Below are 15,104 nucleotides of genomic sequence, written 5' to 3' on the forward strand. Positions count from 1 at the left end.
GGCTGTCACTCCAACATCAAGAGGGATGGACTTACACCATCACGGAAATTAGATTGTCAAGGTTAGTTATTATAAACCTTGCCCTGCTTACACTTGGGCCGTTGGGCTTTCCATTTTTGCCGGAACGAATCGCACGTAGACTACGCGCACGCAACCAAATAATTTGGCTAATGCCAACTTTTGACTTGCTGTGGGATAGCACCTATAACGATACCTGGCTTTCATCTTTTTGTTTAATTTGTTGTGTCCATTATAAACCAAAGCCTGGATAAAAGCCGTCGTAGAACGACGGGGCTTTAAACCCAAATTTTTGACAAGTTTATGGACAGCATAGCCAAAGGCGGACGCGGCAAGAAAGCGCCTTACCTATCAACCCATTACCGCATCCGGTGAACCAATTCAGCCAGTAGTGGAGCAGTTGGCAGGTGCTTATCGGTCGGTGCTGGATGAAGGCGGGGACCCAAATGAGCTGCTGGGGCGGGTGAAGACAGCGATCGCAACCAAACCAGAAAAACCCGTTAACCGGAATCTCCCGGACTATGACGCGATACGCGATATGCATACCCTAGCTTGCGCGAACCCATCCTGACTGGCGTGCGGTCAGACAAACTCAAAGCCGTCCGGGCAGCGCTCGACGAGTTTATTGCTAAGTTGGAGTATTGGGAAAAGTAGCGATCTTGCGGTTCTTCGGTGTCGAATTCCACCAGTTTGGTTTTAGGATCGGCTGTTACTTTAGATGCAACCGCAAACGATATCACGATGGATGAACAACTGTTGCGATTAACTCAATTAACTGTAAACGGAATCGCCTTGGGCAGTATTATTGCCCTGGCTGCTGTGGGATTAACCCTAACTTACGGCATTTTGCGCCTTTCCAATTTTGCCCACGGTGACTTTATGACCTTGGGAGCTTATCTTACCTGGGTAGCGAATCGCAGCGGCGTCAATATCTGGCTAGCGATGATTTTAGGGGCTGGAGTAACCGTACTGGGAATGCTCTTGTGCGAACAGTTACTTTGGTCGCCGATGCGTGCGATTCGCGCCACCTCGACTACGCTGATTATCATGTCGATTGGACTGGCTTTATTTATCCGCAACGGCATTATCTTAATCTGGGGAGGAAGTAACCAATCTTACAATCTGCCCGTTGCCGCCGCTGTCGATATCCTGGGCATCAAAGTGCCTTTCTTCGATCTGATTGTTGTGGCTTTGGCGTTTCTAGCGATTTTAGGGCTGCACTTTTTGTTGCAGAATACCAAAATCGGCAAAGCGATGCGGGCGGTGGCGGATAATGTTGACTTGGCTCGCGTATCCGGCATCAACGTCGAGCGCGTTGTCATTTGGACTTGGGTAATAGCTGGCAGCTTGACGGCACTCGGCGGCGGAATGCTGGGATTAACCGAAGCCGTGCGCCCGAATATGGGTTGGTTTCTAATTTTACCGATGTTTGCCTCAGTAATTCTGGGCGGGATTGGCAACCCTTACGGAGCGATCGCCGGTGCTTTGGTCATCGGCGTTGCCCAAGAAGTCAGCACTTTCTTGCTGCCTACCGAATACAAGCTCGCTGTAGCCCTGTTCATTATGGTACTCGTGCTGCTCGTCCGTCCCCAAGGTTTATTCAAAGGCACGCTCTAAAAGCTTGAGGGATGAAGGATAAGGCTCGATCGGATTATCGGTAAAATTAGGTTGCTTAATTCTACCGAAGTATCTAATTTATCCCTTATCCCTCATCCCTCACTTGTAATTACTCGATGATGTGGAAATAGTAGGCTGCTACTAAGAAGTTAATAGCCAACAGCACCAAAGCCCAGCCCGTGCGGAAGGGATAGGGGAATTTACCAGTTTGGGTGGTAGCGTTAGTGGTTTTCGCCATAAAGTGTTCTCCTGATCGATGGAACTTATTAAGAAATACCAAAGAAGTTGCACCTTTAGTGCGAGTTGATAAAAATCTTTTCTTTGGGTCGTGGGTAATGAGTCCAGGACTTACGCAAGGGCGTTGCCAGAAACCCGGTTTCGACCGTCGATCTCTGGTTCCCAAACCAACGATTTTTCGTAGAAACCGGGTTTCTTTGCGTAAGTCCTGGAGTCATTGGTAATTCTCACCTGCACACCTGCCCACCTGCCTTATTCACTTTCCCCGGCGTGGTAGGAACTGCGAACTAGCGGACCGCTACGCACGTGAGCAAAACCAATACTTTTGGCGATGTCTCCCAGTTGGTCGAATTCTTCCGGCGTCCAGTATTTTTGCACGGGTAGGTGTTCGAGGGATGGGCGCATATATTGTCCCAGGGTGATGCGATCGCACCCCACCGCCCTCAAATCTTCCATCGTTTCGACGATCTCAGCCATTGTTTCCCCGTGTCCCAACATTAAACCGGACTTGGTTGGTATAGTCGGGTCTACTTGCTTAACCAGGCGCAAAACTGCCAGACTGCGCTCGTACTTCGCTCCCCGCCGCACGGGCGCTTGTAGGCGTCTCACTGTCTCGATATTGTGGTTGTAACAAGCCGGTTTCGCCACGGCGATCGTTTCCACCCGCTGACGCTGTTCTGGTTCTGCATTCTTCCCGCCCCAAAAGTCCGGCGTCAGCACCTCTATCTGCGTTTCTGGGTTGATTTCCCGAATCGCTGCCATTGTCGCTACAAACCATCCTGCACCCCCATCCCCCAAGTCATCCCGCGCCACCGAAGTCAGCACCGCATAACGCAACCCCAACAACTTCACCGCCTCTGCCACTTTGCCCGGTTCCTCTGGGTCGAGGGGCATCGGCGCATGTCCTTTATCTACTTGACAAAAACCACAACTTCTGGTACACGTTGGCCCCATGAGCAAGAAGGTTGCGGTTTTTTGGGAATAGCACTCGCCCCGGTTGGGACAGCGCCCTTCTTCGCAAATCGTATGAATCTGGCGCTGCTTGATAATTCGCTGAACGGTAGAAATATCGCTGGCTTTGCCGATGGAGCGGCGCAACCAAGAAGGCATGGCCTCAATTTCAGCACGAGGCAGGGAAGCAGCTGTTGTGGTTGACTCAGTTGGCTTTACTTCTAACGGCATAGGATCGCTACTTACTGAAGACTTTAAGCGGGTTTTGTATCAAAATTGTAGACCTTTCGCTAAACTGGCATTATCAGGGTTGACGAGAAGCACAAAACCCCCGTGATTAAGCGGGGATGTAGTGCTTGCCGGGAAAAGATCGTCGAGTCAAGTTACAAGCAACTGTGCTAAGATTCGTCCGTCAGTACAAGAAGTTAAAACTTACCCCCGGACTGGGGGAAAGTGAATGACCGAGGAGCTAGTTGTAAGACTAGGATAGCAGACCGCCTAATGGCAGAAAGATTGCGCCCGGTAAGCCCGAGTTCTCAGGATATTAAGACGGTAATGTCTTAACAATCCCCGCACCAATAGACACGGGGAGTGTCAAAGTTAAGTGGTCAATTCACACCCTAAGCTAATAGTTCCAGCCAGAGGAGTCGATTGTGGCTAATAAAATCCTGGTTATCGATGATAGCCTCTCTGTTAGGAAGCAAGTCCAAGCGATGCTGCCTAAGGGCAATTTTCAAGTCCTAGAAGCCAAAGACGGTCAAGAGGGACTTAAGTTGATCAATCAGGAACGTCCAAACTTAATCATGTTAGACTTCCTGATGCCGAAAATGAACGGCTTGGAAGTTTATAAGCAACTGCAAAGCAAACCAGAGTTACAGAAAATTCCTCTGGTGATCATGTCGGGGCGTAGGGAAGAAGTTTTAGAAAAAATTCCAGAACCCGCATTTAATAAATATTTTGAGTTTATCCTCAAGCCCTTTGAGCAGAAGGATCTGATTGCAGGTATCCAGTCTGCCATGAAAAAGGCGAAGCTGCCTCGCGAGGCACCAGCACCAGCAGCAGCAACGGCACCAGCAGCAGCACCAGCCCCGGCACCGGCACCAGCAGCAGCCGATGGCGCAGGTGCAGCAGAGATTCAAGCCTTAAAACAGCAAATTGCCAAGATGCAGGCCGAAATTGAGGCGCTGAAGAAACAGCAAGCTCAGATTATGACCTTTATCAAGTCAAAGCTGAAGTGACGTGACGTGACGTGAAGTGACGTACTCCCCCGCATGAATGACGGGGGATTCTCAAAGGAAGCGACTACGCGGGCCCAAGCACCGCTGCGTCACCTTTCTTCTTCCTGCTTCGCTGACTCTTAACTAGACGGTTGCCCGTCCCCGCCAGACCGTCTCCACAGGCATTTTCTTCCACGCCGCGTCCCAGCGCAGAGTACCCTCTATTACGGATCACCTGTGCGGCTGCCACGTCTCGATGAGTTGTGTAACCGCAGTTGTGGCAGACATGCAGTCTGTCACTTAAATCTTTCTTGCCCGTATGCGTATCGCATTGTGGGCACACTTGCGAGGTGTAATCCTTGTCCACCTTGGCAAAGTACACACCTCGCTTCCAGCACACCCATTGCAAGATTGAGACGAACTGTCCAAATCCAGCATCTAAGGTGTGTTTGCCCAGCATTCCTTTCGCCCAAGTGCGGAAGTCGATATCTTCAACAAAGATCATGCCCGCGTCGTCACAGAGTTTGTGAGTCAGCTTGAAGTGCCAATCTTTGCGAGTATCCGCAATGCGTTGATGCAACCGTGCGATTTTCCAATTCAGTTTGTGTCGATTGTTCGACCCCTTTTGCTTGTTCTTCAGCCTGCGTTGCAGCAATTTCAGCTTGCGGTGCAGGCTATTCAGAAACCGAGGACGTTCAATCAACTCCCCGTCGGAGGTTGCCGCAAATTTATCGAGTCCCAAATCAATCCCGCGTGGGTGCCCAGCAGGAACAGGATTCGGCACATTTACATCACATTCCAGGGTGAGCATCAGGAAGTAGCCAGAAGCCTTGCGCACTATCCGCGCCTGCTTCACGGTGAAGCCATCAGGAATTTCCCGCGACTTCACGTATTCCAACCAGCCCAACTGCGGCAACTTAATCTGATTACCTTTGTGGATCTCCCCTTTACCCAATTGCGGGTACACGAATGAGCGCATCCGGTAACGGTTCTTGAATCGGGGGAATCCCATACCTTTGCGCCCCGTGTCCACAAATGCGGTTTCCAGTTTTCTCAAAACCTGTTGCAACACTTGAGCATTAACAGTCTTGAGTTCCGGATACTGCTTTTTTGCAACTGTTAGCAGCTTGCACTGATGCGCATAGTTGGGATATGGCGCATCAGCAGGCGTGATGTATTCAGTGACGATTGAGCAAGCATTAACCGGGCACTTGCGAGAATTCAGCCAATCTTTACGCTCACCCAGGGCAAAGTTCCACACTTTTCGGCACAAGTCTAGGGTGTGTTCGATTAGCTGGATCTGCTCATCCGTGGGCATCGCTTTGTACTCGTAAGACAGGGTTAACATTGGCTAACCTCCCTCTACAAATTATATCGCCATTTCGTATAATTTGCCGCTAGTCGCGAAAAATGGTAGAATATCCGAACCCACACAAGGGCTTTAGCCCTGTCGAGTCGGTTTTCATCCTCCCGTTGAAACTGGGAGGCTCTCAACCTCCCGCAAAGTTTTTGTAGGGGCAGGGCAATCGCCAGGTTTTGGCGGTCGCTGCCGTACCCCTACCACTCGTATTCCAGCTCGCCTTTTTCAATTTTTTCTAGGATCAGAGTTCTGTACAATTCCAATTCTTCAACGGAAATCTTGCCGTCAGCCCATTCTGCTGCCTTAATCGTTTCTAGTTCTTGTCGCGTCACCTTGCCATCTGCTGTGGCACGCTCGATCGCCGCTTTGAGTTTTTCGAGTTGTCGGATTTCTTCGGCTGTGGGGTTTTTGGCGTTGGGGCGTGAAATTTTCATCGTGGCTTCCCTCCAACGAGTTTGAATCTATCTTATGACCCCTAGTCCGCGAGCGCGAAAAGCTTAACTGGGATTTAAACTATTTATTTGCGCCCCTTTAATAAATACGCCATCATTTCTCCTTTGCCTTTGACCGCGATCGGACCCCGTTCTTGCAGCCAAAAGCGATCGCGCAATCGATCGTAGGTATCCTGGGTTACCTGAATCTCACCCGGTATCCCGTGAGATTCCATGCGGCTAGCTGTATTGACCGTATCCCCCCAGAGGTCGTAGATAAACTTTTTAACACCAATCACCCCCGCCGTCACGGGGCCGGTATGAATCCCAATTCGCATCCTAAAATTTTGACCAGTCTCGGCGTTAAATTGAACCATTGTGGCTTGCATGTCGAGTGCCATTTCCGCCACCGCAAGGGCGTGATCGGGTTTGGGAAGGGGAATACCTCCGACTACCATGTAAGCATCTCCGATCGTCTTGATTTTTTCTAACCCGTGTCGGTCGGCGAGATAATCAAACTCTGAAAAAATCGCGTTCAGCATATGAACCAATTCTGTCGGCGAGATGCGAGTTGATAGTTCTGTAAAGCCAACGATATCGCCAAACAGAACGCTCACTTCAGCAAAGTGTTCGGCAATCGTTCTTTGATCCTTTTTCAGGCGTTCGGCAATCGTGGCGGGTAAGATATTCAACAGCAAGCGATCGGTTTGTTGCTGTTGATAGCGCAGTGCTTCTTCTGCTTGCTTGCGCTTCATATACTGACCGATTTGGCTACCAATCGCCGCCATCACCTGGAGCAAATCTGCATCGGGTGGTTCGACTTCGCGACCAAAGAATGTCATCACCCCCAAAGCTTCACCGTTTCCCATGATCGGAAAACCCAAAGCCTCGTGCAATCCCTGTTGCGATGCCAAACTCGCGAGGGGAAAGTTGGCATCATCCACCACATCGGTGATCCACAAGGGGGAACAATTCTGCCAAACGCGACCGGCCAATCCTACACCCAACTCAAAGCTAATATGCCAGGTAAGGTTGGCAAACTCTGGGATGGAAACTGATGGTTTTACCCACTGTTGGGCGCATCGCAATAAGATCGGAATCGGACAACTTTCCCCTGCACTCGCTGGTGGTATTACCTGCTGATTTGGTATCCACAGTTGACCCGCATCCCATCCCAAATGTTCGCAAAGTGCTGATAAAATTTTTGGCGCGGCGACAGAAAGCGTGGCAGACTCGGATAAGCTGCGGGTTATGGCATACTGCGCCGCCTTGCGCTTTTCGGCGCGCAGGCGTTCGGTGATATCTCGACCGACATAAACAAAATCGGTAATCCCCTCGATTTCTGTCTCAATTGCCGAACAAGAAAAGGCCACGTCAATTTTTTTGCCGGTTTTGGTTTTACAAACGATTGTTAAATCTTTAAATACTTCATTTTGTTGCCCGGAACGCGATTCAATCGCTTGCAGCAATATTTTTCCATCTGATGCGAGATCTGAAATTGGCTGGTCGATTAATTCCCCTTCGCTGTAGCCAAACAAATCTATAGCCGCTTGATTGACTGTTTTGATATTTCCCAAGTTGTTGGTCACTAACAATACTTCTGCCATCGCATTGATAATGCCATCCAAGTAATGCTTCGCCGCCGCCATTGCACTGGCTAACAAACTGGTTTCATTGTATCCCTGGACTAAGTTTTGCTCCAAAACCATCTGTTTGGTTACATCTTCAATTAAAAAAAACAACCGTTCTTGTAACTTTTCTTCACTATATTTATCGCTGACAATTAAAATATCCACATACAGGGGATTGTTCGGGTCTAAAAACCGACCAATCGCTTTTAAATTGAAACTTTTCTCCCGACCTTCAAGCACGGCGATCAGGATCTCTTCACACCCGAACAGTTCCGGAAAGCCAAATCGGACATCTTGCCCCAGTTTCACCTGATTCGGATCGTCGGCGAAGCGTTCCACACCCTCAGACATTTCTAGAATGTTGAATTCCCGGTCTACCGCCAAGTATTCCAGGTTCCGGTTTGGCAATAAGTGAGTTAATAGTTGCTTGACAAGGGTGTTCATTAGGTGTTATTATTTCATTCGGTATTTTTTTTATAATAGCTCGCTCCTACGAGTAATTTTTTTTAGCGTTCGCTCTACTCGTGCGGTCGGCATATCGCTCTCCCTACAAGCGCTCGTTAATTCTCGAACAACATAGACAAAATCTTGGCATTGCTTAAATTCTGTTTGAATAGTTGAACGGGAAAAGGTGACAGCAATTTTTTGAACCTTTTTTGTTTGAAAAATTATTTTCAGTTCTTTTAAAAACAGGACTGACGCACGACGATCCTATAACCTTTGTTTCTGGGTAGATCTTTAGTTGCCAAACCGACGATTTTTCAGAGAAACTTTGGTGTTTGCGTCAGTCCTGAAAAATTTGCTATTACAGGTTTTATGGGCTATTTTATCATCAGCGACGAGGGTTAATATCGGTTGAGCAATTAATTCTGCCTCGCCATACCCAAACAACTCTAAAGCGGCTAGATTAACTGTTTTGCTCTTTCCCGAAATCGTCGTCACGATTAAGGATTCTGGCATTGAGGTGAGAATTTTATCCTGGTAATTTTTGCAGGCATCTAAGGCAATTGATTGCAGAATTGTTTCACGAATTGTCTGTGCTAAATATTGTTATGAAATCATTTTTACCGTCACATCAAGGGCGGTTGAAAAGTATTTTCATTTCGCTCTGAAACCCTAGCAATTCCTGTAAATTCAAAAATATCCTGCCTTGCTGGAAGCACAGGGGTTAAAATATCTTCAAACCCAATCAGTTCGGGAAAGCTGTCGCGGATATCTTTTCCCAGCTTCACTTGGGTAGCATGTTCGGCAAACTGTTGTACTTGATCGGATATGTCTTTGATGCTGAAGTTTTCATCCACTACCAGGTATTCCATTTGGCGTGGTTTTGAAGCGTGGTTGAAAATCTGATCGAGTACCCAGTATTTCATAGGCGTAATGCAATAGTTCAAGAAAGTCCTTGACTCAAGGGTATCGTGACTACGAACGTAGTACCGATTCCTACTTCGCTCTCCACTGCAATTTTGCCCCCGTGCAAGTCTAAAGCTTGCTTGACAATTGATAAACCGAGTCCGGTTCCGGGAATTTGACCCACATTTTTCCCTCTATGAAACAACTCAAACAATTGTTTTTGGTCTTCTAAAGTAATGCCAATGCCCTCGTCTTTGATTTTAAAAATGAGTTCTTGATCCTGATAATTTAGGTCAAAATAAACGGTGGTGTCTACAGGGGAATACTTCACCGCATTCGAGAGTAAATTTGTCAGGATGTGCCGGAGCAGGGTTTCATCCATACAAGGAAAAAAGGGGGTAAAGTGGCTTTCCTTTCCCGCTTCATTGTCGTTATTAATGGCAAAAATAATTTGGCGTTTGCCCCCGGTCGCCAGTTTTATTTGTTCTACTAATTCGTTGCATAATTTTATTAAATCGATGGCTGCTGGATTAAATTTTAATTTGCCTGCTTCTGCTTTGTTGATGACCAACACATCTTTTAATAGCTCGGTCATTTGGTTAGCGGCTGTTTTAATGTTCTCAATATATTCGAGGTTTTCTTCTGGGGTTGATTCAGTACCGTAGTGTTCGAGTAAGGCAACGGACATGAGTATACTGTTCAGTGGGTTGCCAAATTCATGGGTGACCATTGAGAAAAAGCGGAATTTTAATTCGCTGAGTTCTTTTTCTTTAGCCAGCGCCTGACGAATTTCTGCTTCCGCTTGCTTGCGCTTGGTGATGTCCCGACCAATATAAACAAAATTGTGTAACTCTTCTATATCGGTTTGAATAGGAGAACGGGAAAACCCTAAGATAATTTCTTTGCCTGTTTTGGTTTGACAAACTACTTCTACATCTTTAAATATGCTTTTTTTAGGTGCGTCAGGTTTTTGCACAACCTTCGATAAAAAATTTTCATCGGGTATTAGCGTCGAAATATGTTGATTAATTAACTCTTCTTCCCTATAACCCCACAAATCTTTGGCGGCTATATTAACTTTTTTTATATAACCCGATTCAGTTGTGACTAACAATATATCTGTCATCGCGTCGATAATTTTATCGATGTATTCTTTGTACTGAGCTAGGGTACTTGATAAAAGACTTGTTTCCCGGATTGTCTGTGCTAAACTTTGCTCTAAAAGCATTTTTTCAGTCACATCTTCAAAGATGATAAATATTTGGCTTTCTGAATTGTTTTCATTTTTCCTGAATAAAACATAAATATCAATGTAGATAGGAGAATTTGGTTCGTAAAATCGTTGAATTCCTTTTAACTCGAAACTCTTCATTCGTTCATCAAAGATGGCAATCAGGATTTCTTCAATTCCAATAAATTCTGGAAAGCCGAGGCGGATATCTTTTCCCTTTTTTACCTCATGGGGAGAATCAGCAAAGCGTTGCACTGCCAAGGAAGTTTCTTGTATTTTTAATTCTCGATCGAGCGTGAGGTAATCCATAATTCTAAGCAGATTCAACGATGCGGTAACTTAATTTTTCAAAAAGCTCGTCAACATAGATTCCGGTTTTGGCGGATGTGGGATAGGTTTGTATCACTCGCTCGTGGTCGTTGAATTGATAATTGAAAAGTAGTTTTTCTACTTTCTCTTCATCTACCAGATCTGCTTTATTTAAAGCAATAACAATAAACCCTTTGGGATTTACGGATAAAAACAGCTGAATATGCTCTGTAATCCGATCTAAGGTTTCCTGACGACTGAAATCGCCAACGATGACGGCGCCAGCGGCACCTTGCAGATAGGTGGGAGCGATCGCTTTAAATTTGGTATGACCTTCAATATCCCAAATCAGCAACTGCACGTTCAGCCGATCTTGCTGTTTTATGTCGGCTAATTCAACGGTTTTGCGGGAAATCTTGACTCCCACCGTTGAAAGATACTTATCGTTGAACTGGCGTTCTACAAAGCGACGAATTAAGCTGGTTTTACCCACCCCGAAGTCGCCAACCATACAGATTTTTTTGGATATTGCAGACATGACTTAATTGCTCTATTCTCTCTGATAAAAGCTTATTATTCTATCATTTATTATCCGCTCTTGCTGAATATTTTATTTTTATTTAGTTTTAGCTGGTTCCGGCGTCAACGCCTCGAACCGCACAACGCGGCTTCTGGCGGCCTCTCGTTCCGGATCGACATCGAGGGGGGGTTGAGCGGTTCCAGCTATCAGTAAGCGCTTGGGGGCGATACCAGCGCGGATCAGAGCATCTCGCACGGTTCTGGCTCTTTCCAAGGATAGGCGCTGGTTTTCTGGCAGGGTGCCGGTGCGATCGCTATGGCCGATTATTTTTAGATTTATTCCTGTATTTTTGGTGAGAATATCCTTAACTTGGTTAATTTTGTCACCCGCATCTGGGAAAGTTAATTCAGCAGAACCCAACTCAAAATAGATGCGGGCGTCAATTTTGAACGGCTGTATTTGGACGGTGTTGGTCACAGATGTAACACCGGGAATTTGAGCAAACGCTTGGGTAATTTTCTGGGCATCGGTAAAAGAGTTGACAGTCCCCGACAAGGTGACTTTACCTGCATTGTATTGCGCCGCGATCGCAATGCCGTTAGTTTGATTGAGAACAGATGTCACCCGTTTAACTTCTGCACCTGCTAATACCGGATCGGGAGGAACTTCGACGGCAAAGATCTCATTGTATAACTTTAGATTCGGTGCCGAGTCGCGGGCGATTTTTTCGGCTTTTTGGCGCAGATACTCAGTCGGTAACTTGCCAGACAGGCGCAGGGTATCTCCATCCGCCTTGACGTTGAGGCGGTATACGGCTAATTGTGGGGCAGATGCTAAAGCTTCGGCGGCGTTAGCTTCGATGCGGCGGTCGATGCTGTTGCGATAGGCAAAAATTCCCCAAGGAACGAGAACGAGACTCAAAGCTGCTAAGCTAATGCCGATCAGGGCAACTGGCGGTTTCGCTGCTTTCTGCTTGGAGGGGGTTTCTATCAACTTATCTAACATCGATCTCACCGGCGCGGGAACGTTAGCAGGATCGCCGTCAAAAGACTCGATGGCTTTACCGTACTTGATGATGATAGTACTCAATGTTTGCCGCACTTGTTTAATGAAAGACTTGGGCGGATCTCCTGTAATCACGATTGCCAGGTAGCAATATCCTGCCACTTCTAAAATGATTTTAGAATTGCCGTAGTCGATGGCATCGAGTTCGGAAATTTCACCTGTCTGGGCGATACAATCGTTAACGAAACTGCGGATAGCGGTGAGCATCCCTGCTACCATGTCTGCTTCTAGTTTCTGTTCTCCAGACATCTGGACTTCTGAAATTACCAGTCCAGAAGTTTTGTGAATTAAAAAGATAGCTTGGACCGTAAAGGGTATTGATTCTTTGAATATTAGTTCTCCCTCAGAAACTCCTTGCACTTTGGCGCGAATTTTGCGGCTAACTCCTTGTACGCTAAAGGCATTGGCGACTTTTTCGTTAATGTCGCGAATCGCTTCGGCGATGTATCTGGCAACGGTGCTGCCAATTACTGGATAAAGTGCGTCTACCATTGCGTCGCGTTCGAGGGCAATTTGTTCTTTGATTGCTTTGCCCATTGTGGGTCCGATCGCTTGAGCAACTTCTTCGGGAGCATTGTTGATTTGTTGGGTAATTGCCGCCGCGATTAAAGGCGCTAAAGCTGCACTCATTGCTTCCCGGTCTTGCTCGGTTCTGCTTTCAATGATTTGATCTATGATCGGAGCTATCGCCCCTATTACTTCATCTTTAGACTCGTCTACTTTGCGACTTAAAAGTTCTGCTATCCAGGGCAAAAGTAAATTGATCAACTCGCTTGGTTCGTAAATTTGATGCTCTAGATTTGCGACTTTCTGGTCTACATAAGCCACCAATTCGCGCACCTCAGATACTTCTGGCTGTACTAAAATATCTTGCAACCGCTTAAACGGATCGTCCTCGATTTCCGGTTCTTCTTCCCCGATTGCGGCTATCTCTGCCTGGTTTTCCCCCAAGGCATTCTCGTTTTCTAAATTCTCTTTACTCGTTGTTGATCCCCCAACTAAAAATAACTGACTTATCAGTTCTATCGATCTATCTTCGTCGATTTCCGGCGTTTGGTTTAAATTATTCTCCCCTACGTGGGCGTAAGATTGGTGATTCCAAGTTTCTTGACTGCGTTCGATTAATGTTGGTAGGGGGGAAATTTCTTCGTCCGCGTTTCCTGCATCGCTACCATGAAGCGATGGCACCCCAATTTCTTTTGCGGGTGGCAGTGCCAACATTTGGGGTGATTGAAACAGGTTTTTCCATGCTTCTATTTCCCCGCCTGTTTCCTCAAGCGATGAGGGTTTTAAATCCAATTCAGGTGACTCGTTCTGGTCGATGATTTTTAGTTCTACCAGCAGATCCAACAAGCCATTGATCTGGTTTAGTGCTGCGGCACTTTCAACCTTTTGGGAATGGATCTCCTCTAGATTTTCTTTGGTTGTATCCATGCACTGCCATCCCTATTCTTATCCTCAAGCTTTAGCCGCCTACAATTCCCCCCACCTGTCCGATCTTAGCTCCCGATTGATTTTATGGGTTATCCTCGTCTTCCAGGACGGCAATACCGCCATAAACTTCTGTATCGGTTGCTTCTTTCAATTGGCGAACAAATTCAGTGCCTTTGATTCGCATTGCTACTTCAAACAGAATTTCTGCCATGTCATCTTTGGATACCTTGCCAGTCCTCAAGGCAGAAAATTGCCTGTCTAGTTCTTCAAAAATTTGATCTCTGAGATTCCGGACATCTTCTTGGAGTCTGGCTTTAGATTCGGAAAGTTCCTCGCGCAAGGAAGCAACTTGCTTATCGACGCTATCATTTAAAGCTTCAATCGTGTTAGAAAACCTTTTGTTCATGCGATCGCTCAACTGGCGCAGGTCGGCACTTTCTTCCGAAGCGGTTAAGCTGACCGCCTTAATTTTTTTCTCTAAAGATTCGACGTTGGTGCGTATTTCAGTTGCGAAAGAGGTTTTGGTTTCTTCGATGCGCTCGCGCAGATCTTGCCGTAGTAAAGACAAGTCCGCCTCTACCTGAGCGAGACGAGTTTCATAGTCTCGCAGTTGCGGCCCCATGAGAATATCGCGGATTTGGTCTATGTTTCCCAGTCTGTCGCGTAATGCTTCTTTTGTTACTTCAGCCATGAGAAATACCTAGTAGGGACATACAGATCAGCCGTAAAACATGGCTGTCTATCGTCAGTTTACCATCCAAGGCAGATTTATGAATAAAGTCAGGCTAATTTTATGACTAGCGGGCAATTTTATCCTGTAATTTTGTTTTTCCTTAAACCATTGCGGCAGCATCTGGGTACAGGTAAGAGGGAGAACGAAACTTAGATTCTTCGCACTCTGGAGTTTTTGCTCTCTCACTCTGGGTTGTGCCTCTCCCTGTCACTTTTACCACTTTTCGAGTCAAGATAGAGTTAGTATGCTAATTGCTAGCCGGTATGAGTTATTGTCTTAATCCCGCTTGCCCCATGCCCCACCAGAATCTGGATGGGACAAAGTTTTGCCGCAGTTGTGGGTCAAAATTGCTACTCAAAGACCGCTACCGAGCGATTAAACCCATCGGTCAGGGAGGTTTTGGCAGAACCTTTCTCGCCTTGGATGAAGATAAACCGTCCAAACCGCGTTGCGTGATTAAGCAATTTTTCCCCCAAGTCCAAGGTAGCAGCAACATCCAGAAAGCCGCCGAATTATTTCACCAAGAAGCGATGCGCTTGGACGAGTTGGGCAAACATCCCCAAATTCCCGACTTGCTGGCGCATTTCGACCAAGATGGCTTTTCGTATCTAGTACAAGAATTTATCGAAGGGTTAACCTTATCGCAAGAGTTGGCATCGAAGGGAAGTTTTAACGAAACCGAGATTCGGCAGGTATTAAACGATTTGCTCCCCGTGCTGCAATTTGTCCACTCCCACGAGGTAATTCACCGAGACATCAAACCCGCCAATATTATTCGCCGTTCCCCCCCCTTAGAAAAGGGGAGCCGATCCCCCCTTAGTCCCCCCTTGGCAAGGGGGGAGCAATCCCCCCCTGACCCCCCCTTGGCAAGGGGGGAGCAATCCCCCCCTGACCCCCCCTTGGCAAGGGGGGAGCAATCCCCCCCTGACCCCCCCTTGGCAAGGGGGGAGCAATCCCCCCCTGACCCACCCTTGGCAAGGGGGGAGCAATCCCCCCCTGA

The 15,104-nt window shown here is 47.0% G+C and carries 16 protein-coding genes; 3 read left to right on the forward strand and 13 right to left on the reverse strand.

Features of this window, described 5'->3' with window-relative positions:
• Positions 1–87 precede the first annotated feature (87 nt).
• Positions 88–225 (reverse strand): helix-turn-helix domain-containing protein, encoded by a 138-nt coding sequence (locus ACE1CM_RS02435; protein WP_374875813.1) that lies wholly within the window; start codon positions 223–225, stop codon positions 88–90.
• A 293-nt stretch (positions 226–518) separates the two neighbouring features.
• Positions 519–758 carry a hypothetical protein gene (locus ACE1CM_RS02440; protein WP_374875814.1) on the reverse strand — a complete coding sequence of 80 codons (240 nt, stop codon included), beginning with the start codon at positions 756–758 and terminating at the stop codon, positions 519–521.
• Between the two features lies 1 nt (position 759).
• Between ACE1CM_RS02440 and ACE1CM_RS02445 the strand changes: the two genes are divergently transcribed.
• Positions 760–1,635: a branched-chain amino acid ABC transporter permease gene (locus ACE1CM_RS02445; protein ID WP_374875815.1), complete on the forward strand. Its 876-nt coding sequence runs from the start codon at positions 760–762 to the stop codon at positions 1,633–1,635.
• 109 nt (positions 1,636–1,744) lie between these two features.
• On the opposite strand, the gene ACE1CM_RS02450 is transcribed toward ACE1CM_RS02445, so the two are convergent.
• On the reverse strand, positions 1,745–1,873 hold the full coding sequence (locus ACE1CM_RS02450) for a photosystem I protein PsaX (RefSeq protein ID WP_374875816.1): 129 nt from the start codon (positions 1,871–1,873) through the stop codon (positions 1,745–1,747).
• A 251-nt stretch (positions 1,874–2,124) separates the two neighbouring features.
• Complete coding sequence (lipA, locus tag ACE1CM_RS02455) at positions 2,125–3,054, reverse strand: lipoyl synthase (protein WP_374875817.1); 930 nt, start codon at positions 3,052–3,054, stop codon at positions 2,125–2,127.
• A 419-nt stretch (positions 3,055–3,473) separates the two neighbouring features.
• Here lipA and ACE1CM_RS02460 point away from each other — a divergent pair, with 419 nt between their 5' ends.
• Positions 3,474–4,061, forward strand: coding sequence for a response regulator (locus ACE1CM_RS02460; RefSeq protein WP_374875826.1), 588 nt, complete (start codon positions 3,474–3,476; stop codon positions 4,059–4,061).
• A 64-nt stretch (positions 4,062–4,125) separates the two neighbouring features.
• Here ACE1CM_RS02460 and ACE1CM_RS02465 read toward each other — a convergent pair whose 3' ends face one another.
• The 9 genes from ACE1CM_RS02465 to ACE1CM_RS02505 all read right to left on the reverse strand — a co-directional run bounded on the left by ACE1CM_RS02465 (position 4,126) and on the right by ACE1CM_RS02505 (position 14,062).
• Positions 4,126–5,388: an RNA-guided endonuclease InsQ/TnpB family protein gene (locus ACE1CM_RS02465; protein ID WP_374875818.1), complete on the reverse strand. Its 1,263-nt coding sequence runs from the start codon at positions 5,386–5,388 to the stop codon at positions 4,126–4,128.
• 209 nt (positions 5,389–5,597) lie between these two features.
• Positions 5,598–5,834, reverse strand: a complete 237-nt coding sequence (locus tag ACE1CM_RS02470) for a hypothetical protein (RefSeq protein ID WP_226574927.1) — start codon at positions 5,832–5,834, stop codon at positions 5,598–5,600.
• Between the two features lie 83 nt (positions 5,835–5,917).
• A complete protein-coding gene (locus ACE1CM_RS02475; protein ID WP_374875819.1) occupies positions 5,918–7,906 on the reverse strand; it encodes an adenylate/guanylate cyclase domain-containing protein in 1,989 nt (662 codons plus the stop codon).
• Positions 7,907–8,200: 294 nt separating this feature from the next.
• Complete coding sequence (locus ACE1CM_RS02480) at positions 8,201–8,494, reverse strand: PAS domain S-box protein (protein WP_374875827.1); 294 nt, start codon at positions 8,492–8,494, stop codon at positions 8,201–8,203.
• 38 nt (positions 8,495–8,532) lie between these two features.
• Positions 8,533–8,832 (reverse strand): hypothetical protein, encoded by a 300-nt coding sequence (locus ACE1CM_RS02485; RefSeq protein WP_374875820.1) that lies wholly within the window; start codon positions 8,830–8,832, stop codon positions 8,533–8,535.
• Positions 8,833–8,849: 17 nt separating this feature from the next.
• A complete protein-coding gene (locus tag ACE1CM_RS02490; protein ID WP_374875821.1) occupies positions 8,850–10,352 on the reverse strand; it encodes an ATP-binding protein in 1,503 nt (500 codons plus the stop codon).
• 4 nt (positions 10,353–10,356) lie between these two features.
• On the reverse strand, positions 10,357–10,890 hold the full coding sequence (locus ACE1CM_RS02495; protein ID WP_374875822.1) for a Rab family GTPase: 534 nt from the start codon (positions 10,888–10,890) through the stop codon (positions 10,357–10,359).
• Positions 10,891–10,968: 78 nt separating this feature from the next.
• Complete coding sequence (locus ACE1CM_RS02500; RefSeq protein WP_374875823.1) at positions 10,969–13,371, reverse strand: OmpA family protein; 2,403 nt, start codon at positions 13,369–13,371, stop codon at positions 10,969–10,971.
• 82 nt (positions 13,372–13,453) lie between these two features.
• Positions 13,454–14,062 carry a hypothetical protein gene (locus ACE1CM_RS02505; protein ID WP_374875824.1) on the reverse strand — a complete coding sequence of 203 codons (609 nt, stop codon included), beginning with the start codon at positions 14,060–14,062 and terminating at the stop codon, positions 13,454–13,456.
• Positions 14,063–14,367: 305 nt separating this feature from the next.
• Between ACE1CM_RS02505 and ACE1CM_RS02510 the strand changes: the two genes are divergently transcribed.
• Positions 14,368–15,104 (forward strand): protein kinase (locus tag ACE1CM_RS02510; protein ID WP_374875825.1); only part of this gene is annotated, 737 nt, incomplete at its 3' end.

The sequence above is a fragment of the Microseira sp. BLCC-F43 genome, assembly GCF_041929235.1.
GTDB lineage: Bacteria > Cyanobacteriota > Cyanobacteriia > Cyanobacteriales > Aerosakkonemataceae > Microseira.

Coding starts and splice junctions, on each gene's coding strand:
- ACE1CM_RS02435 (WP_374875813.1), bottom strand. CDS start 225: ATGAAAGCCAGGTATCGTTATAGGTGCTATCCCACAGCAAGTCAAAAG.
- ACE1CM_RS02445 (WP_374875815.1), top strand. CDS start 760: ATGGATGAACAACTGTTGCGATTAACTCAATTAACTGTAAACGGAATC.
- ACE1CM_RS02450 (WP_374875816.1), bottom strand. CDS start 1,873: ATGGCGAAAACCACTAACGCTACCACCCAAACTGGTAAATTCCCCTAT.
- lipA (WP_374875817.1), bottom strand. CDS start 3,054: ATGCCGTTAGAAGTAAAGCCAACTGAGTCAACCACAACAGCTGCTTCC.
- ACE1CM_RS02465 (WP_374875818.1), bottom strand. CDS start 5,388: ATGTTAACCCTGTCTTACGAGTACAAAGCGATGCCCACGGATGAGCAG.
- ACE1CM_RS02470 (WP_226574927.1), bottom strand. CDS start 5,834: ATGAAAATTTCACGCCCCAACGCCAAAAACCCCACAGCCGAAGAAATC.
- ACE1CM_RS02475 (WP_374875819.1), bottom strand. CDS start 7,906: ATGAACACCCTTGTCAAGCAACTATTAACTCACTTATTGCCAAACCGG.
- ACE1CM_RS02485 (WP_374875820.1), bottom strand. CDS start 8,832: ATGAAATACTGGGTACTCGATCAGATTTTCAACCACGCTTCAAAACCA.
- ACE1CM_RS02490 (WP_374875821.1), bottom strand. CDS start 10,352: ATGGATTACCTCACGCTCGATCGAGAATTAAAAATACAAGAAACTTCC.
- ACE1CM_RS02495 (WP_374875822.1), bottom strand. CDS start 10,890: ATGTCTGCAATATCCAAAAAAATCTGTATGGTTGGCGACTTCGGGGTG.
- ACE1CM_RS02500 (WP_374875823.1), bottom strand. CDS start 13,371: ATGGATACAACCAAAGAAAATCTAGAGGAGATCCATTCCCAAAAGGTT.
- ACE1CM_RS02505 (WP_374875824.1), bottom strand. CDS start 14,062: ATGGCTGAAGTAACAAAAGAAGCATTACGCGACAGACTGGGAAACATA.